This window comes from Streptomyces griseorubiginosus (assembly GCF_036345115.1).
Taxonomy (GTDB): domain Bacteria; phylum Actinomycetota; class Actinomycetes; order Streptomycetales; family Streptomycetaceae; genus Streptomyces; species Streptomyces griseorubiginosus_C.
Window position 1 is genome coordinate 4,668,904 of record NZ_CP107766.1, and the last position, 17,404, is coordinate 4,686,307.

17 protein-coding genes are annotated in these 17,404 nt (G+C 69.9%); 8 read left to right on the forward strand and 9 right to left on the reverse strand.

What is annotated here, in order from left to right:
• Positions 1-57 precede the first annotated feature (57 nt).
• Both OHN19_RS21030 and OHN19_RS21035 read left to right on the forward strand, forming a co-directional pair.
• Entirely contained in the window at positions 58-1,245 is a 1,188-nt protein-coding gene (locus tag OHN19_RS21030; protein WP_330265682.1) for a glycosyltransferase family 2 protein, read from the forward strand.
• Between the two features lie 31 nt (positions 1,246-1,276).
• Complete coding sequence (locus OHN19_RS21035) at positions 1,277-1,435, forward strand: hypothetical protein (protein WP_330265683.1); 159 nt, start codon at positions 1,277-1,279, stop codon at positions 1,433-1,435.
• A gap of 12 nt (positions 1,436-1,447) precedes the next feature.
• Here OHN19_RS21035 and OHN19_RS21040 read toward each other — a convergent pair whose 3' ends face one another.
• Positions 1,448-1,843 (reverse strand): cupin domain-containing protein, encoded by a 396-nt coding sequence (locus OHN19_RS21040; RefSeq protein WP_330265684.1) that lies wholly within the window; start codon positions 1,841-1,843, stop codon positions 1,448-1,450.
• Positions 1,844-1,895: 52 nt separating this feature from the next.
• Between OHN19_RS21040 and OHN19_RS21045 the strand changes: the two genes are divergently transcribed.
• On the forward strand, positions 1,896-2,879 hold the full coding sequence (locus OHN19_RS21045) for a GlxA family transcriptional regulator (protein ID WP_330265685.1): 984 nt from the start codon (positions 1,896-1,898) through the stop codon (positions 2,877-2,879).
• On the forward strand, positions 2,876-3,373 hold the full coding sequence (locus OHN19_RS21050) for an LURP-one-related/scramblase family protein (protein WP_123762002.1): 498 nt from the start codon (positions 2,876-2,878) through the stop codon (positions 3,371-3,373). Before OHN19_RS21045 ends, OHN19_RS21050 begins: the two co-directional genes overlap by 4 nt.
• A 12-nt stretch (positions 3,374-3,385) precedes the next feature.
• Here OHN19_RS21050 and OHN19_RS21055 read toward each other — a convergent pair whose 3' ends face one another.
• Entirely contained in the window at positions 3,386-4,159 is a 774-nt protein-coding gene (locus OHN19_RS21055; RefSeq protein WP_330265686.1) for a carbon-nitrogen family hydrolase, read from the reverse strand.
• Between the two features lie 182 nt (positions 4,160-4,341).
• Here OHN19_RS21055 and OHN19_RS21060 point away from each other — a divergent pair, with 182 nt between their 5' ends.
• The gene (locus tag OHN19_RS21060) at positions 4,342-5,166 is read left to right on the forward strand and encodes a maleylpyruvate isomerase family mycothiol-dependent enzyme (RefSeq protein ID WP_330265687.1); all 825 of its coding nucleotides are present in this window, start codon (positions 4,342-4,344) and stop codon (positions 5,164-5,166) included.
• Between the two features lie 33 nt (positions 5,167-5,199).
• Here OHN19_RS21060 and OHN19_RS21065 read toward each other — a convergent pair whose 3' ends face one another.
• Together OHN19_RS21065 and OHN19_RS21070 are read right to left on the reverse strand one after the other, a co-directional pair.
• Positions 5,200-6,498: an MFS transporter gene (locus tag OHN19_RS21065; RefSeq protein ID WP_330265688.1), complete on the reverse strand. Its 1,299-nt coding sequence runs from the start codon at positions 6,496-6,498 to the stop codon at positions 5,200-5,202.
• A complete protein-coding gene (locus OHN19_RS21070; protein ID WP_330265689.1) occupies positions 6,495-7,145 on the reverse strand; it encodes a GntR family transcriptional regulator in 651 nt (216 codons plus the stop codon). The genes OHN19_RS21065 and OHN19_RS21070 overlap by 4 nt, the downstream gene beginning before the upstream one ends.
• Positions 7,146-7,352: 207 nt before the next feature.
• Between OHN19_RS21070 and OHN19_RS21075 the strand changes: the two genes are divergently transcribed.
• Positions 7,353-8,252 carry a D-alanyl-D-alanine carboxypeptidase gene (locus OHN19_RS21075; RefSeq protein WP_330265690.1) on the forward strand — a complete coding sequence of 300 codons (900 nt, stop codon included), beginning with the start codon at positions 7,353-7,355 and terminating at the stop codon, positions 8,250-8,252.
• A 92-nt stretch (positions 8,253-8,344) separates the two neighbouring features.
• Entirely contained in the window at positions 8,345-9,322 is a 978-nt protein-coding gene (locus OHN19_RS21080; RefSeq protein WP_330265691.1) for a Bro-N domain-containing protein, read from the forward strand.
• A gap of 91 nt (positions 9,323-9,413) precedes the next feature.
• Here OHN19_RS21080 and OHN19_RS21085 read toward each other — a convergent pair whose 3' ends face one another.
• Genes OHN19_RS21085 through pdhA form a run of 3 tightly spaced genes read right to left on the reverse strand, consistent with a single transcriptional unit; the run spans position 9,414 to position 13,016 of the window.
• Positions 9,414-10,874, reverse strand: coding sequence for a dihydrolipoamide acetyltransferase family protein (locus tag OHN19_RS21085; RefSeq protein ID WP_330265692.1), 1,461 nt, complete (start codon positions 10,872-10,874; stop codon positions 9,414-9,416).
• Positions 10,875-10,884: 10 nt separating this feature from the next.
• Positions 10,885-11,865, reverse strand: coding sequence for an alpha-ketoacid dehydrogenase subunit beta (locus OHN19_RS21090; RefSeq protein WP_330265693.1), 981 nt, complete (start codon positions 11,863-11,865; stop codon positions 10,885-10,887).
• Positions 11,866-11,867: 2 nt separating this feature from the next.
• The gene (pdhA, locus tag OHN19_RS21095) at positions 11,868-13,016 is read right to left on the reverse strand and encodes a pyruvate dehydrogenase (acetyl-transferring) E1 component subunit alpha (RefSeq protein ID WP_330265694.1); all 1,149 of its coding nucleotides are present in this window, start codon (positions 13,014-13,016) and stop codon (positions 11,868-11,870) included.
• Between the two features lie 518 nt (positions 13,017-13,534).
• Here pdhA and OHN19_RS21100 point away from each other — a divergent pair.
• Positions 13,535-14,740: a phosphotransferase gene (locus OHN19_RS21100; protein WP_330265695.1), complete on the forward strand. Its 1,206-nt coding sequence runs from the start codon at positions 13,535-13,537 to the stop codon at positions 14,738-14,740.
• Positions 14,741-14,827: 87 nt separating this feature from the next.
• Here the strand turns inward: OHN19_RS21100 and OHN19_RS21105 are convergent, their stop codons facing one another.
• Positions 14,828-16,390, reverse strand: a complete 1,563-nt coding sequence (locus OHN19_RS21105) for a protein kinase domain-containing protein (protein ID WP_330265696.1) — start codon at positions 16,388-16,390, stop codon at positions 14,828-14,830.
• 373 nt (positions 16,391-16,763) lie between these two features.
• Positions 16,764-17,306, reverse strand: a complete 543-nt coding sequence (locus tag OHN19_RS21110; protein WP_330265697.1) for a bacterial proteasome activator family protein — start codon at positions 17,304-17,306, stop codon at positions 16,764-16,766.
• Positions 17,307-17,404: the final 98 nt, after the last annotated feature.

Here is a 17,404-nt window from a genome sequence, read left to right on the forward strand (position 1 = left end):
GTGGAAATAGTGAAAACTGAGGTTCCAGAGAGCCCGGGGGGTTGGCAGTAGCCGGGCATGGCCCAACAGCACCTCCGGGGGCTCCCCGTGCACCACCCTGCGACGACACTCGCGGCCCCCACCGCGAGCCCCCCGCGCCCACACCGGCACGCAGCGCGCCGCGCGCACGCCGCACCCGACGAACTCGACGGCCCGCTGCGCCTGGTGGCGCTGATACCGGCGCACAACGAACAGGACCGCATCGCCGACGCGATCCAGGGCCTGTGGCGGCAGACCCGGCGCCCCGACCTGATCGTCGTGGTCGCCGACAACTGCACCGACGCCACCGCCGAGATCGCCGTGGCGCACGGCGCGCAGGTCTTCACCACCCAGGGCAACACCCACAAGAAGGCCGGTGCCCTCAACCAGGCCATCGCCTGGGTGCTGCCCCATCTCGAGGACCGCGACCTGCTGTTGGTGCAGGACGCCGACACCGTCCTCAACCCCTGGTTCAGCGAGACCGCCATCGGCACCTTCAACCGCAAGGTCGGTGCCGTCGGCGGGGTCTTCTACGGCGAGGACGGCGGCGGCCTCCTCGGTCTCCTCCAGCGCATGGAGTTCCACCGCTACGCCTGGGAGCTGGAGCGCACCGGCGGCAAGGCCCAGGTGCTCACCGGCACCGGCACCATGTTCCGCGCCCGTGTCCTGCGCGAGGTGCGGGCCGCCCGCCGCGACGGGGTGCTAGGCGGCGGGAACGCCTACTACAGCCTCGCCTCGCTCACCGAGGACGACGAGATGACCAAGGCGGTCAAGACCCTCGGCTACCGGGCCATGTCCCCGGCCGGCTGCGAGGTCACCACCGAGGTCATGCCCACCCTGGGCAAGCTCTGGCACCAGCGGCTGCGGTGGCAGCGCGGAGCTCTGGAGAACCTGCGCGACTACGGCTGGACACGTGTCACCGCCCGCTACTTCATGCAGCAGTTCCTCATGGGTTTCGGCGCGCTGTCCTTCCTCGTCTACCTCACCTACATGGTCACGTACACCACGTTGTACGGCTGGCCCGGCTTCTCGCCCTTCTGGACCGCGATCGGGCTGATCTTCCTGGTCGAGAAGACGGTCTCGGTACGGCGGGCGGGGCCGCGCGCGGTGCTGGTCGCGGCGCTGATGATCCCCGAGATGCTCTACGACCTTTTCCAGCACGCCGTCTACTTCACCTCGCTGTGGGGGCTGTTGCGCCGCAGCGAGGAGAAGTGGGTGGCTACGTAACCCTCATGGAACCCAACACAGGAGAAGAGCGATGTACGGAAGAGTGATCGGCGCCGGGACGACCGGGGCCGGGGGCGCCACGCTGGCCGCCACCGGAATGTGGCTGAACAGCATGGCGATGCTGGTGGCCGCCACGACATTGATGGCGGCCGGGGTCGCGGTGTTCAAGCTGGTCCCGCGCAGGCGGTAGCCGTCGGACGGGTCACCGGTGCAGCGCGTGACCCGTCGTCACGTCCACATGGGACGGGATCTCGTCATGACGGTCGCCGACCGTGGAGGTGCCGGTCGGCTCGAGCAGGAGGATGTCGGTCGGGACAGGGGCGTAGGGCTTGTGTTCGACGCCTCGGGGGACCGTGAAGACGGACAGCCTCGGCAGCACGACCGTGCGCTCACCTGCCGGCTCGCGCAGTGAGATGTGCAGTTCGCCGTCGAGGACCAGGAAGAACTCGTCGGTGTTGTCATGCACGTGCCATAGATGCTCGCCCTCGACATGGGTGACCCGGACGTCGTAGTCGTTGACGGCGGTGACGATGCGGGGGCTCCACTGCTCGGCGAAGGAGGCCAGGGCAGTGGGCAGGGAGACGGGTTCGGTTGCCATGGAGTGATCGTGCGGGGTGGCCCCGGGGCCGTGCGAGTGCTAGGAATCGCACATGCCGCAAGGATCCTCTCACCGCGTCGTCCTGGTCGTGGACGAGAACTCGAACCCGTTCGAGATGAGCTGCGCCATCGAGGTCTTCGGGCTGCGGCGGCCCGAACTCGGGCGGGAGCTGTACGACTTCACGCTGTGCGCCGCCGAGCCGCACACCCGTATGCGGGACGGGTTCTTCACCCTCACCGGAGTGGCCGGCCTGGAGGCGGCGGAGGAGGCGGACACGCTGATCGTGCCGAACCGGCCCGACACCGACACCCCGCGCTCGTCCCGCGTCCTGGACGCCGTCCGCCGGGCACACGCGCGTGGCGCCCGGCTCGTCGGCTTCTGCTCGGGCGCGTTCACCCTGGCGGAGGCCGGGCTGCTGGACGGGCGGCGGGCCGCCTGCCACTGGATGTGGACCGATTCGTTCCGAACCCGCTTCCCGCATGTCCGGCTGGAGCCCGACGTCCTCTTCGTCGACGACGGCGACATCCTCACGGCGTCCGGCAGCGCCTCGGCGCTCGACCTGGGGCTGCACCTGGTCCGACGCGACCACGGGGCCGAGATCGCCAACCACGTCTCGCGCCGACTGGTCTTCGCCGCCCACCGCGACGGCGGGCAACGGCAGTTCGTGGAGCGCCCCCTGCCCGACGTACGGGACGAGTCGCTCGGCCCGCTGCTCGCGTGGGCACAGGAACGGCTGGGGGAGACGCTGACCGTGGCCGACCTGGCGGACCGTGCGGCCGTCTCCCCCGCGACCCTGCACCGCCGCTTCCAGTCGCAGCTCGGCACCACTCCGCTCGCCTGGCTGACGGCGGAACGGGTGGCGCTGGCCTGCCGGCTCATCGAGCGCGGCGAGGAGCGGCTCGACGTGGTGGCCGCCAGGAGCGGCCTCGGTACGGCGGCCAACCTCCGCGCGCGTGTGCGCCGCGAGACGGGACTCAGCCCGTCGGCCTACCGGCGGCGTTTCGGACCGGGCGCCGGGGAAGCGCTAAGGACATGAGATTTCTCGTACGCGACCGGCTCCTCGGCTTCGGTGAGGACTACTGGATCGAGGACGACCGGGGCAACAAGGTGTTCCTGGTCGACGGCAAGGCCATGCGGCTGCGGGACACCTTCGAGCTGAAGGACACCCAGGGCCGGGTCCTGATCGACATCCGCCAGAAGATGTTCGCCCTGCGCGACACCATGCTGATCGAGCGGGACGGCGAACCGCTGGCCACGATCAGACGCAAACGGCTGTCGCTGCTGCGCAACCACTACCGGGTGGCGCTGGCCGACGGCAGCACCGAACTCGACGTCAGCGGCAAGATTCTCGACCGGGAGTTCGCCGTCGAGTACGACGGTGAGCTGCTCGCGGTGGTCTCGCGGCGGTGGCTGCACGTCCGCGAGACCTACGGCGTCGACATCGTCCGCGACGACGCGGACCCGGCGCTGCTCATCGCGGTGGCGGTGTGCGTGATCCACCTCGCGGAGAAGGAACGGGAGGACGACTGATCCGTCGGGAGCTCAGAGCACCCGGTCCTTCAGGGCCGGGAACTGCTCCCTGGTCGCGGCGACCTTCCCGGGGTCGAACTCCACCGTGAGGACCTCCTCGCCGGGGCCCGCCTCGGCCAGCACCTCGCCCCACGGATCCACCACGATCGAGTGACCTGCCTGCGGAACTCCCGCGTGCGTCCCGGCCGTTCCACAAGCAAGCACGAACGCCTGGTTCTCGACCGCCCGCGCCTGGGCCAGCAGCGTCCAGTGCGCCCGGCGGCGCTCCGGCCAGCCCGCGGGGATCACCAGGGTCTCGGCGCCCGCGTCGACGAGACCGCGGAAGAGTTCGGGGAAACGGAGGTCGTAGCAGGTGGCCACACCGACCGTCGTACCGGGCAGCCGTACCGTCACCAGATCCTCGCCCCGGCCCATGAGCACGGCCTCGCCCTTGTCGAAGCCGAAGCGGTGGATCTTGCGGTAGCTGGCGGCGAGTTCGCCGGAGGGGGAGAAGACGAGGGAGGTGTTGTAGAGGGTGCCGTCAGGGGCGCGCTCGGGGATCGAGCCCGCGTGCAGCCACACGCCGGTCTCGCTCGCCGCCTTCGCCATGGCCTCGTACGTCGGCCCCCGCAGCGGCTCGGCCTCGCGCTCGAACTCCTCGAAGGCGAACGCCCCCGTGCTCCACAGCTCCGGCAGCACGACGAGATCGGCACCGGCCTGATCCCGCACCAGTGAGGCCACCCGCCCCCGACGAGAATCGACCGATTCGTCCTCATCCACGGCGATCTGGATCAGAGAGGCGCGCACACTACCACCGTCCTGGCATTCGAGCCGTCCATTACGGGCCTACGATCGTCACACGAAAGCACTGCCGGGGTGCCTCACAGCAGCGTAACTTAGCGTTCCAAGACACCCGCCGACAGCCACCGCCTCCACTGGCAACGACGCCATCACCAGCCCGTGCTCCGACCGCCGAGGGGTCCCGTTCCGTGAGTCTGCATCCCACCCTCCAGCCCTACGCCGACGCCTGGACCCACTCCATCGACGCGATATCCGAGCTGGTGACCCCGCTTGTGGAGGGAGAGTGGAACCGCCGCACCCCCTGCCCCGGCTGGTCCGTCCGGGACGTGGTCTCCCATGTCATCGGCCTGGACTGCGAGATGCTCGGCGATCCGCGTCCCATCCACACCCTCCCCCGCGACCTGTTCCACGTCACCAACGACCACCAGCGGTACATGGAGATGCAGGTCGACGTCCGCCGCCACCACACCGCGCCGGAGATGACCTCCGAGCTGGAGTACGTCATCATCCGCCGCAACCGCCAGCTGCGGAACGAGTCCCGCGACCCCGGCACGAAGGTGCGCGGCCCGCTGGGAACCGAACTGACGCTCGTGGACGCCATGCGCCAGCACGCCTTCGACGTCTGGGTGCACGAACAGGACCTGCGCACCGCGCTCGGCCGCCCCGGCAACCTCGACTCCCCCGGCGCGCACATCGCCCGTGACGTCCTGCTCGACGCGCTGCCCGACGTGGTGGCCACCAAGGCCGAGGCCCCGCGCAGTTCGGCGATCGTCTTCGACGTCCACGGCCCCGTCGAGTTCCTGCGGACCATACGCGTCGACATCCAGGGCCGCGGCACCCTGGAGACCGCCCCCGCCCTGGGACCGGCCGCCACCCTCACCCTCGACTGGGAGACCTACGTCCGGCTGGCCTGCGGCCGCGTGACCCCGGAGTCCGTGGCGGACCGGGTGAAGGCGGAGGGCGATCCGCAGCTGACGGCGGCGATCCTGCGGAACTTCACGGTGACGCAGTAGGAACGCGGTGGGAGACCCGCGTGGCTGCCGTGGCTACGCGGGGACGTGCACCGTCTCCACACGGCTCGCCACCAGCCGTTCCCGCTCCCGCCGCGCCGCCCGGCCGCGCAGCCGCAGGATCTGGCTGACGCCGAGGGCCTGGAGGACGAAGACGGAGGAGAAGGCGACCGTGTAGTTGTCGTCGGTCGCGTCCAGCAGCACACCCACGGCGAACAAGGTGGTCATCGACGCGACGAACCCGCCCATGTTCGTGATGCCGGACGCGGTGCCCTGCCGCTCCGGCGGGTTCGCCGGGCGCGCGAAGTCGAAGCCCAGCATCGAGGCCGGTCCGCAGGAGCCGAGCACCGCGCACAGCACGATCAGCAGCCACATCGGCGCGCGCTCGCCGGGGTAGGCCAGCGTGGCCGCCCACAGCAGCGCCGTCGCCCCGACCGTCCCGAGCGCGAGCGGCAGCCGCGCCCCGTGGTGCCGGGCGACGATCTGGCCGTAGACGAGACCGACGACCATGTTGGACAGCACGACGAGAGTGAGCAGTTCGCCCGCCACCGCCCGGGACAGCCCCTGTGCCTCGACGAGGAAGGGCAGGCCCCACAGCAGCAGGAACACCATCGCCGGGAACTGGGTCGTGAAGTGCACCCACAGGCCGAGCCGGGTGCCGGGCTCCCGCCAGGACGCGGCGATCTGACGCCGTACGTAGACCGCGCCCCGGTGCGGGAACGGCTCCGGCTCGTGGCCCTCGGGGTGGTCCTTGAGGAAGAGCAGCAGCAGGACGAGGACGACGACTCCGGCGAGCGCGCTGCCCGCGAAGGCCGCCGTCCAGCCGAGGCCGTGCAGCAGCCGGGCCAGGACCAGCGTGGAGACCAGGTTGCCCGCCATGCCGGCGAGTCCGGCGAGCTGGGCGACCAGCGGTCCGCGCCGGGCCGGGAACCAGCGGGTGCCCAGGCGCAGCACGCTGATGAAGGTCATCGCGTCGCCGCAGCCGAGCAGGGCGCGCGAGGCGAGGGCGGTGCCGTACGACGGGGAGAACGCGAAGCCGAGCTGTCCCGCGGTGAAGAGCACCACGCCCAGGGTCAGCACCTTCTTGGTGCCGAGCCGGTCCACGAGCAGACCGACCGGTATCTGCATGCCCGCGTAGACGAGGAGCTGGAGGATCGAGAAGGTCGACAGGGCCGAGGCGTTCACGTGGAAGCGGTCGGCGGCGTCGAGGCCGGCGACCCCGAGGGACGTACGGAAGATGACCGCGACGAAGTACACGGAGACGCCGATGCCCCAGACGGCCATGGCGCGCCGGCCGCCCGGGGGGTCGCCGGGAAGGACCGTGGCGCGGCTCATCGCACCTCTCCCCGCGCCAGGTGGGAGAACCACTCGACATGCCCGTGGATCAGGCCTACGACCGCCTCCGCGTCGCCGGAGCGCAGGGCCTTCAGGATCTGCTCGTGCTCGGCGAGGGTCTTGGTGATGCGGTCCGGGTGGGCGTGCATCACGGCGACTCCCATCCGCAGCTGCCGGTCGCGGAGCTGGTCGTAGAGCCGGTTGAGGATCTCGTTGCCGCCGCTGCGGACGATCTCGGCGTGGAAACAGCGGTCGGTGACGGCGGCGCCGGCCAGGTCCCCGGCGGCGGCCTGTGCCTTCTGCTGGGCGAGCAGTTCCTCGAGGCGGGCGAGGAGTTGCGGGGACGCCGGTACGGCCTTGCGGACGGCGTGGGACTCGACGAGCTGGCGGGTCTCGACGACGTCCGCGATCTCCTGCGCGGAGACGGGCAGGACCAGTGCTCCCTTTTTCGGGTAAAGCTTGATCAGCCCCTCGACCTCCAGCCGCAGCAGCGCCTCTCGCACAGGCGTACGAGAGACCCCCACGGCCTCGGCGAGCTCGCCCTCGGTGAGCAGACTTCCACCCTCGTAACGGCGGTCCAGTACACCCTGCTTGACGTGGGCGTAGACACGGTCGGCGGCGGGGGGCTGTTTCACGGCCAGGGTCATGACCACAGCTTAGATACAACACGTACGCATGATGGGTTCCGTCCACGATGCGGACCCCGGCGAAAACTCCCGACGGCGAAAACACACCCGCCCCAGCCGCGGCACAACCTTGTGTGCTACTTACGTGTCACACACGTGCGGCCCCACTTTCTTCCCCTCCAACTCGGCCGCACTACTGGGGCATTCGACGTATTCGGGGTATTTGAGTTGATTTCCGCCACCAAGGGCTTCCGAGTCCGCAGAGCCGCTGCCGTCGCCCTGACGACCGGCGCAGTGCTCGCCACCGGAGCTCTCACCGCGGCACCCGCGCAGGCGCTGACGACACCCACCATCACCGCCAAGGGCGGTTTCCTGATGAACGGCGCGACCGGGGCGACCCTGTTCAGCAAGTCGCCGAACACGAAGCGGCTCACCGCTTCCACCACGAAGATCATGACCGCGAAGGTCGTCCTGTCGCAGTCGAACCTGAACCTGGACGCCAAGGTCACGATCAAGAGGGAGTACAGCAACTACATCGTCTCCAAGGGGGCCTCCTCGGCCCACTTGATCGTGGGCGACAAGGTCACCGTCCGTCAGCTGCTCTACGGGATGATGCTGCCGTCCGGCTGTGACGCCGCGATGGCTCTCGCCGACAAGTTCGGCTCCGGCTCTACCGTTTCGGCGCGCACGAAGTCGTTCATCGCGAAGATGAACACGACGGCGAAGAACCTCGGCATGGCGAACACGAAGTTCGACTCGTTCGACGGCATAAGCAATGGTTCGAACGCCTCGACGCCGAAGGACCTCACGATCCTCGCCCGCAACGTGATGAAGAACTCGACCTTCAAGTCCGTGGTGAAGACCAAGTCGTACACGGCGAAGACGATCACGAAGACCGGCAGCACCCGCACCATGGGTGCCTGGACGAACACCAACACCCTGCTCGGCTGGAACGGCACGCTCGGCATCAAGACCGGCTCGGGCACCGACTCCAAGTACTGCCTGGTCTTCGCCGCCACGAAGAACGGCGAGTCCGTCATCGGCGCGGTCATGACCTCCTCCTCGGCGGCCAACCGCACGACGGACGTGAAGAAGCTCATCAACTACGGCTACGCAAAGATCAGCTGACGCCGACTGCCACGAAGGGGGTCCGTTGCCGTAGGGCGACGGGCCCCTTCGTCATGTCGGGGTGTCGGGCGCAAGGGTCGGAGGTGGTTCACATGAACGAACCGAACAAGCGGCCCGAGGCGGGCAAGAGGCATGAGGCGATCGACGTCGGCGACTTCGTCTACGCGGCGACCGGACACCGGATTCGACGACTGACCATGCCGGACGGGAGTCACTGGTTTCCGGCGGTGGATGTGTGCAAGCAGTTGGGGCACACGAACTCCCGGCAGGCTCTCGCCGACCATGTTCCAGACGGCCATCGAGAGATTCTCGAGACCGTAACTGGAGCTTACGGTCTGAGCGTTCCCGCAGGTAGAGAGTGGCGACGAGACCTGAACGTCATCTCTCTCCAGGGGCTGATCCTTCTCGTCAACGCCTGCACCAAGCCCTCCTGCGCACCCTTCAAGCAGTGGGCCGCCGAGGTGATCGAGACCGTCCAGCGGGAGGGCGCCTACACCCTCGAAGAGGCGGAGGTGCAGCCCTCCGAACCCGGCGCCCCGATCGCCTACGCCATGCCCGAGCAGGTCGCCGAGGCGATTGTGCGGCTTGAGGAGCGCAACCTCCAGGCGGACGAACAGCTCGCGGTCTCCCAGCACAAGTTGGTCTCGTTGCAGGAGGAGATCGTGGGGACGCAGCGGGAGATCCTGGAGACGCAGCGGGCCGCCCTGACCGCTCAGCAGACCATGGCCCTGGCCATGGAACGCATCGCGGACCGGCTCGACTCCCTGGTCCTCGAACGGCCTTCGCACACCGCCGACTTGGCCGCACAGCCGACCACGGAGTCCGTGTTGGCCGACTGGCGGCGGCGGTTGTCCGTGACGGAGGACGTGTGGACCGTTGCCGTCGTCATCGCGCCGGTGCTCGTCGAGGAGGGTGAGCTGCGGCAGCCGCTGGAATCGATCGCCGCCCGGACGGGGCTGTCCGTGCATCGCGTCAATGAATGCCTGCGGCTGCTGCGCAAGCACGCCTGTATTCGCTCTCAGGGTGCTTCGGAGGACGGCGCTCCGGTGTACGTGCTCAATCGGGCCTGACACGCCCGCGCAGACATGGATGAAGGGGCGGCCGCAATCAGAACTTGCGGCCGTCCCTTCAGCGTTGAACAACTTATCCGCTGCCCGCAGGTCACGCCCAGGTGATGAGTTTCTTCGGTTGTTCCAGGATGGCTGCCACGTCGGCGAGGACCTTGGAGCCGAGTTCGCCGTCGACCAGGCGGTGGTCGAAGCTGAGGGCCAGCGTGGTGACCTGGCGGGGTTTCACCTTGCCCTTGTGGACCCACGGCTGGAGTTTGATCGCGCCGACGGCGAGGATCGCGGACTCGCCGGGCGGCAGGATCGGCGTGCCGGTGTCGACGCCGAAGACGCCGACGTTGGTGATGGTGACGGTGCCGCCCTGCATCGCGGCCGGGGAGGTCTTGCCCTCCTTGGCCGTGGACACCAGCTCACCCAGGGCTTGTGCCAGCTGGGGCAGCGTCTTGGTGTCGGCGTCCTTGATGTTCGGGACGATCAGGCCACGGGGGGTGGCGGCGGCGATGCCCAGGTTGACGTAGTGCTTGAGGACGATCTCCTGGTTCGCCTCGTCCCAGGAGGCGTTGATGTCCGGGTTGCGCTTGATCGCGACCAGCAGGGCCTTCGCGATCAGCAGGAGCGGGTTGACCCTCAGGCCCTGGAGGTCCTTGTCCTGCTTGAGTTCCTCGACCAGCTTCAGGGTGCGGGTGACGTCCACCGTCACGAACTCGGTGACATGCGGGGCGGTGAACGCCGAGCCGACCATCGCCTGGGCCGTCGCCTTGCGGACACCCTTGACCGGGACACGGGTCTCGCGGGCCGCGTCGTAGGAGGCGGCCGGAGCCGCCGGCACGGCCGGGGCAACCGGAACCGGTGCCGTCACGGCAGGTACGGCGGGTGCCGCTTCGGCCGGGGCCACCGCCGCGTGGACGTCCTCGCGGGTGATGATGCCGTCCGGGCCGGACGGGATCACCGCGGTCAGGTCGACACCGAGGTCCTTGGCGAGCTTGCGGACCGGGGGCTTGGCCAGCGGTCGCGGCTTCGCCTCGGTCGCGGCCGGGCCGTGGCCGTTCAGCTCGGTCTGGACCGCCAGGGTCGCCGGGGCCTGCTGGAAGGGGACCTCGGGGCCCTTGCGGGGACGGCGCTTGGTGGACGAGGCGGCCACCCCGTAGCCGACCAGCACCGGCTGGCGTCCGGCCGGCTTCTCCTCCCCGGCCGCGGGCGCCGCCGGAGCCTGAGCAGTCACCGGATCCTGGGAGGTCGCCGGGGCCTGGGCGGTCTCCACGGCCGGCGTCCCCGCGTCGGCGGGTGCGCCGCCTCCTGACACGTCGACCGTGATGATCGGTGTGCCGACATCGACCGTGGTGCCGGCCGGGAAGCGCAGTTCGCGCACCACCCCGTCGTAGGGGATGGGCAGTTCGACGGCCGCCTTGGCCGTCTCCACCTCGCACACCACCTGCCCGTCCGAGACGGTGTCGCCCACCTGGACGTACCAGGTCAGGATCTCCGCCTCGGTCAGGCCCTCGCCCACGTCGGGCATCTTGAACTCGCGTACGGACGCATCCGTCATCGTCGTCACGGCCCTCTCCTCAGTACGCCAGAGCGCGGTCGACGGCGTCCAGCACCCGGTCCAGGCCCGGCAGGTACTCCTCCTCCAGACGCGCCGGCGGATAGGGGGCGTGATAGCCGCCCACCCGCAGCACCGGCGCCTCCAGGTGGTAGAAGCAGCGCTCGGTGATCCGGGCCGCGATCTCCGCGCCCGAACCGAAGAACACCGGCGCCTCGTGCACCACCACCAGCCGACGGGTCTTCTCCACCGACGCCTGGATCGCATCGAAGTCCAGCGGCGAGACCGAGCGCAGGTCCACGACCTCCAGCGACCTGCCCTCCTCGGCGGCCGCGTCGGCCACCTCCCGGCACAGCTTCACCATCGGACCGTAGGCGACCAGCGTCAGATCGGTGCCCTCGCGCACCACCCGCGCCTTGTGCAACGGCCCGGGAATGGCCTCGGTGTTGACCTCGCCCTTGTCCCAGTACCTGCGCTTGGGCTCGAAGAAGATCACCGGGTCGTCGCTCTGGATGGCCTGCTGCATCATCCAGTACGCGTCCGACGCGTTGGACGGCGAGACCACCTTCAGGCCCGCCACATGCGCGAACAGCGCCTCCGGCGACTCCGAGTGGTGCTCGACCGCGCCGATGCCACCGCCGTAGGGGATCCGCACGACCACCGGCATCTTGACCTTGCCCAGCGACCGCGCGTGCATCTTCGCCAGCTGGGTGACGATCTGGTCGTAGGCCGGGAACACGAACCCGTCGAACTGGATCTCCACCACCGGCCGGTAACCGCGCAGCGCCAGACCGATCGCGGTGCCCACGATGCCCGACTCGGCGAGCGGGGTGTCGATGACCCGCTCCTCGCCGAAGTCCTTCTGCAGCCCGTCCGTCACCCGGAACACACCGCCGAGCTTGCCGACGTCCTCGCCCATGACCAGGACCTTCGGGTCGGTGTCCAGAGCACGCCGCAGCGACTCGTTGATCGCCTTGGCCAGAGCCATCTTTTCCGCTGCCATGATCAGGCCCCTTCCCCATCCGCGAACGACGCCTGATAGGCGGCGAACGCGGCCCGCTCCTCGTCCACCAGCGCATGCCCGTCCGCGTACGCGTGCTCGAAGATCGCGAAACGGTCCGGATCAGGCATCGCCCGCACCGCCTCACGCACTCGCCTGCCCAACGCCTCGGACTCGGCCTCCAGTTCCGCGAAGAATCCCTCGTCCGCGTGGTTTGAGGACTCCAGGTACCGGCGCAGGCGCAGGATCGGGTCCTTGGCCTCCCACGCCTCGCGCTCCTCGTCGGCCCGGTACTTGCTCGGGTCGTCGGAGGTGGTGTGGGCGCCCATGCGGTAGGTGTACGCCTCGACGAGCGTCGGTCCCTCACCCGCACGGGCTCGTTCCAGCGCCCACTTGGTGACGGCCAGGGAGGCGAGGACGTCGTTGCCGTCCACGCGCACGCCGGGGAAGCCGAAGCCCTGCGCCCGCTGGTAGAGCGGGACGCGGGTCTGCTTCTCGGTCGGCTCGGAGATCGCCCACTGGTTGTTCTGGCAGAAGAACACGACCGGGGCGTTGTAGACGGCGGAGAAGGTGAACGATTCGGCCACGTCGCCCTGGCTGGAGGCACCGTCGCCGAAGTAGGCGATGACCGCCGAGTCGGCGCCGTCCTTGGCCACGCCCATCGCGTAGCCCGTGGCGTGCAGCGTCTGGGAGCCGATGACGATCGTGTAGAGGTGGAAGTTGTTGCTGTTCGGGTCCCAGCCGCCGTTGTTCACCCCGCGGAACATGCCGAGCAGGTTGGTCGGGTCGACCCCGCGGCACCAGGCCACGCCGTGCTCACGGTAGGTCGGGAAGACGTAGTCGTCGTCGCGCAGCGCCCGGCCGGAGCCGATCTGGGCGGCCTCCTGGCCGAGCAGCGAGGCCCACAGGCCCAGCTCGCCCTGGCGCTGGAGGGAGGTGGCCTCGGCGTCGAAGCGACGGGTGAGCACCATGTCGCGGTAGAGGCCGCGGAGCTCTTCGGGGGTGATGTCGGCGACGTACTTGTCGTACTCGGCGTTCTTGACGCGCTTGCCCTCGGGCGTCAGCAGCTGAACCAGTTCGGGCTTGGTGCTCGGGGACTTCCTCGTCCCGGCGCTGCGTCGCGGCTTGCGCGCGGCAGTGCTCTCCACGGTCACGTGTGCTCCTCCGTCGGTCCGGCCCCCGGGGTTGCCGGGTACCAGTGCGGCTCACCTGTTTCCGACACCCTTGGCACGGGGTGGGTGCCACTCGGCCGGAACAGGCGTGACAGGTGCCCCGGCGAGCGCCCTGCAAGAATCACGTTACCCAGTGCTCCACATTTCTGTGAAACCCCCTTTGACCTGCGATTTTGCTTGGATTTCCAAGTAAATCGGGAAAGGGTCGAAGGGGTGCTGGTCACAGCCTTGCAGGAGGCCGGAGCAACGGCACGTTATCCCGTCCACCCTGGTCACCGGAAGAGTTTCCGGGTTTGACTTGCCGAGTGCGCAAAGAGGGAAATCAGCGTATTTCTTCTCGACGACCATGAGCTCGGCCGGCGTGGCGTGCGCGGACCGCACGAAAGTCCCTTCCCGTGCACGCCGTGAACGAATATGACTGTCTGTGACAACGCCCAGCTCACAGGGGTGCCCCGTGCCCTAGCATCTGGCGCGTGCCGCGCTCTTCTGTACCACCCCTGATGCCTCACGCGCCCCCGCTGGGCGCTCTCCTCCGTCAGTACTCCGCCGGATCCGCCCTCACCTGCGACCCCGTCGACCAGGGGCTCCTGAACCGCGGCTACCGGCTGTGCACGACGCGCGGCCGTTATTTCCTGAAGCACCATTTCGACCCCGAGACCGCCGCCCCGGAGGCGATCGCCCGCCAGCACCGCGCCACCCAGCGCCTGGCCGACCTCGGCGTCCCGGTCGCCCCACCGCTGCCCGCCCACGACGGCCGCACGGTCGCGGTCATCGGCGGCCACGCCTACGCCCTCCACCCGTGGATCGACGGCCGCCACCGACACGGCGCCCAGCTCACCACCGCGCAGTGCGCGCGCCTCGGAGCACTGCTGGGGGTGGTGCACGCGAGTCTGGAGCGGGTGATGCCGGTCGGGCGCGCCACTCCGCCCCACCGCGCGCCGTCCCGCACCCCTGGCGCCCGCGTCGAGGAGCCGCACGCCCCCGGCGCACCCGTCACCACGGGCCCACTCACCACCACCGACCCATCCGTCACCGACCCACTCACTACCACCAGCCCATCCGTCCCCACCGGCACCGGCGCCCAGAGCCGACCCTCCCCGCACACCAGGACCTCACCCTCGGGACCGGCCCGTGGCGACGCCGGCGCCGACCCCGCTGTCACCTTCGCCGTCATCGACGACCTCCTCGCGCGCGTGCGCCGGCACCGGCCCGCCGACTCGTTCGACGAACTGGCCCGGCACCGGCTGCTGGAGCGGCGGGCGCTGCTGGAGCAGCACGTGGGGCGGCGGCCTCCGCACGGCGGCCCCGTGGGATGGGTGCACGGCGACTTCCACCCCTTCAACCTGCTCTACCGGGGTGACGCGCCCGCCGCGATCGTCGACTGGGACCGGCTCGGCGTGAAGCCCCGCGCCGAGGAGGCCGTACGTGCCGCCGCGATCTTCTTCGTACGGCCCGCGGGGACCCTCGACCTGCCGAAGGTGCGGGCGTACGCGCGCGCGTACCGGCGTACGGCGGGGGCCACGCCCTCGGAACTCGCGGCGGCCGTGCACCGCGTGTGGTGGGAGCGCCTCAACGACTTCTGGATGCTGCGCTGGCACTACGAGCGCGGCGACACCCGCGCCGACCCCCAGTTCCCGGCCGCCTCGGCGCTGGTCGTGTGGTGGACGCGGGAGTACGACGCGGTGTGCGACGCGTTCGCCGGCTGACGTCAGCGCCGTACGGCCCGACAAACGGCACGCGCGCGTGGGGTCCGTTCAAGGACCCACGCGCGCGTGGGGGAGCGTGGCGGTCGCTCAGGAGTCGTCGTCTCCGCCAGTGGGCCCCGAGATGACGCCACCGCCACCGGTCGGCTCCCCCGTGTCGGTCGGCTCCGCCGTGTCCGTCGGCTCCGCCGTGTCCGTCGGCTGCGTCGCCGTCTCGGTCGGCTGGGTGGGCGTGGGAGAAGGCGTGTACGAGGGCGTGTACGACGGGGTGTAGGACGGCGTGTAGTTGGAGCCGCCCGAGCCGCTGTCATCGGTGGACGTGTCGGTGGAGTCGTCCGTCGCCGTCTCGCTCGGCGTCTCGCTGGCCGACTGGTCGTCGGTGGACTGCGAGGTGGTCGCCGTCGGGGAGGTCTTGGTGCCGCCACCGCCACCGCCACCGCCGCCGTTGAGCGCCAGCGCGACTCCCGCCGCGACCGCGATCACCGCGAGGACGGCCAGGATCCACAGCTTGCCGCGGCCGCTGCCCCGGTTGCCGTGTCCTTCGAAGCCGCCCTCGTCCCCGCCGCCGTAACCGGAGGGCAGGATCGGCTGCGGGATCTGCGTGGTGCCGGAGGCGTCGCCGGGGTGCGGCAGCACGCTGGTGCTCGCGAAGCCCGCGGCGGCCGCGCCGCGGCCGTCGTGCACCGTGACCGGGCCGGTGTTCCAGGTGCCGGTGTGGCCGCCCTGGTCGTACAGCATCTGCAGGCCGTACTGGACGAGCCCGCGCATCTCCTCGGCGGTCTGGAAGCGGTCGTCCGGCTCCTTGGCGAGCGAGCGCATGACCAGGCCGTCCAGCTCCGGCGGGACCGCGTCGGAGACCTGCGACGGAGGCGTCGGGATGTCCTGGACGTGCTGGTAGACGACGGAGAGCGGGGTCTCGCCGGTGAACGGGGGCCGCAGCGCGAGGAGTTCGTAGAGGAGACAGCCCGTCGCGTACAGGTCGGAGCGGTGGTCCACGGCCTTGCCGAGGGCCTGCTCGGGGGAGAGGTACTGCGGGGTGCCCATGACCATGCCGGTCTGCGTCATCGTGGTGGACGCCCCGTGCAGGGCGCGGGCGATGCCGAAGTCCATCACCTTGACCGCGCCGTTGTGCGTGATGATCACGTTGGCGGGCTTGATGTCGCGGTGCACGATGCCGTGCTGGTGCGAGTAGGCGAGCGCCTCCAGGACCCCGGAGACGATGATCAGGGCCTGCTCGGGCCCGGGCGCCTCGGCGTTGAGCAGCAGGTCGCGGATCGTCCGTCCCTCGACGATCTCCATGACGATGTACGGCACCGACTGGCCGCCCACGTAGTCCTCGCCGGAGTCGTACACGGCGACGATCGCGTGGTGGTTGAGGCCGGCCACGGACTGGGCCTCGCGCGTGAAGCGGGCCTTGGAGGTCGGGTCCTCGGCGAGGTCGGCGCGGAGCAGCTTGACCGCCACGGTGCGTCCGAGCCGTACGTCCTCGGCCGCGAACACCTCGGCCATACCGCCCCGGCCGAGTCTGCGGGTCAGCCGGTACCGGCCGTCCCCCACCAGTCCGCCGTTACCCCACAGCTCCGGCGCATCTGACATTCCGCCGCCAGTCGCCTCGGGGTCGGACGGGCCCTGAGCGCGCTGCTGCTGTGCCATCGGTCCTCGCCGTCGTTTCTGCCCGCGGTGCGCGCGGTGTTGTTACGGTCTCCGTCGGCCACGCTACAGCCTTCGCGCAAGCCGCCGGTCCGGGATGAGCCCGGGGGCCGGTCCGAGACGGACCGGCCATCAAACCTGTAATACGTCTCGGCGTGCAAATCCTGTGTACCGGCCGTGGGGCGCCTGTAACGCCCGCGCGCCCCTTCTTTCGCGTACGGTCACGGAACGGGCACCGGGTCCGACGGTTGGACGGCACGGCCCTGGCCGGGGATCCGTGTCCAAGGTCACGGAGAAAGAACCCGAACGAGCGCTTCGGGCACGCGACATGAAGGGCCCGGCAGCGTCGGCTGCCGGGCCCTTGTCGGATCGGGTATTACAGGTACGGTCCGCCCGAGCGGCCGCCCGCGCGCGGGTCGGCGCCGTCCTCGTGGCCGCCGACGCCCGGCGGGAGGGCGCGGCGCATCGACTCCAGCTGGGCCCGCGCGGCCATCTGCTGGGCGAACAGGGTGGTCTGGATCCCGTGGAAGAGACCCTCCAGCCAGCCCACCAACTGGGCCTGCGCGATGCGCAGTTCCGCGTCGCTCGGGGTGGCGTCGTCGTTGAAGGGCAGGGAGAGCCGCTCCAGCTCCTCCACGAGCTCCGGGGCCAGCCCGTCCTCCAGCTCCTTCACCGAGCTGGAATGGATCTCCTTGAGGCGAGCCCGGCTGGCCTCGTCGAGGGGAGCCGCGCGCACCTCTTCGAGCAGCTGCTTGATCATGCTGCCGATCCGCATGACCTTCGCGGGCTGCTCGACCATCTCCGTGACCGGAACCTCGCGGGAGTCCTCGTCACCCCCGCCGCCCAGTGCCATCCCGTCCTGACCCACGACCAGGATCTGGGGGCTTTCCGGCGAACCTTCGTTCCTCGGCATCTCCATGCCGCCATTCTCTCGCACCCGTACACCTCACCGGTGGGGTGCCCCCGGTGAGCGCTGATCCACCGTTCCCGGAGCAGATCGACACCTGCGCCTCTTCC

Coding starts and splice junctions, on each gene's coding strand:
- OHN19_RS21035 (WP_330265683.1), top strand. CDS start 1,277: ATGTACGGAAGAGTGATCGGCGCCGGGACGACCGGGGCCGGGGGCGCC.
- OHN19_RS21070 (WP_330265689.1), bottom strand. CDS start 7,145: ATGACCCTGGCCGTGAAACAGCCCCCCGCCGCCGACCGTGTCTACGCC.
- OHN19_RS21110 (WP_330265697.1), bottom strand. CDS start 17,306: ATGGAGATGCCGAGGAACGAAGGTTCGCCGGAAAGCCCCCAGATCCTG.
- OHN19_RS21040 (WP_330265684.1), bottom strand. CDS start 1,843: ATGGCAACCGAACCCGTCTCCCTGCCCACTGCCCTGGCCTCCTTCGCC.
- OHN19_RS21030 (WP_330265682.1), top strand. CDS start 58: ATGGCCCAACAGCACCTCCGGGGGCTCCCCGTGCACCACCCTGCGACG.
- OHN19_RS21105 (WP_330265696.1), bottom strand. CDS start 16,390: ATGGCACAGCAGCAGCGCGCTCAGGGCCCGTCCGACCCCGAGGCGACT.
- OHN19_RS21065 (WP_330265688.1), bottom strand. CDS start 6,498: ATGAGCCGCGCCACGGTCCTTCCCGGCGACCCCCCGGGCGGCCGGCGC.
- OHN19_RS21090 (WP_330265693.1), bottom strand. CDS start 11,865: ATGGCAGCGGAAAAGATGGCTCTGGCCAAGGCGATCAACGAGTCGCTG.
- OHN19_RS21100 (WP_330265695.1), top strand. CDS start 13,535: ATGCCTCACGCGCCCCCGCTGGGCGCTCTCCTCCGTCAGTACTCCGCC.
- OHN19_RS21080 (WP_330265691.1), top strand. CDS start 8,345: ATGAACGAACCGAACAAGCGGCCCGAGGCGGGCAAGAGGCATGAGGCG.
- OHN19_RS21050 (WP_123762002.1), top strand. CDS start 2,876: ATGAGATTTCTCGTACGCGACCGGCTCCTCGGCTTCGGTGAGGACTAC.
- OHN19_RS21045 (WP_330265685.1), top strand. CDS start 1,896: ATGCCGCAAGGATCCTCTCACCGCGTCGTCCTGGTCGTGGACGAGAAC.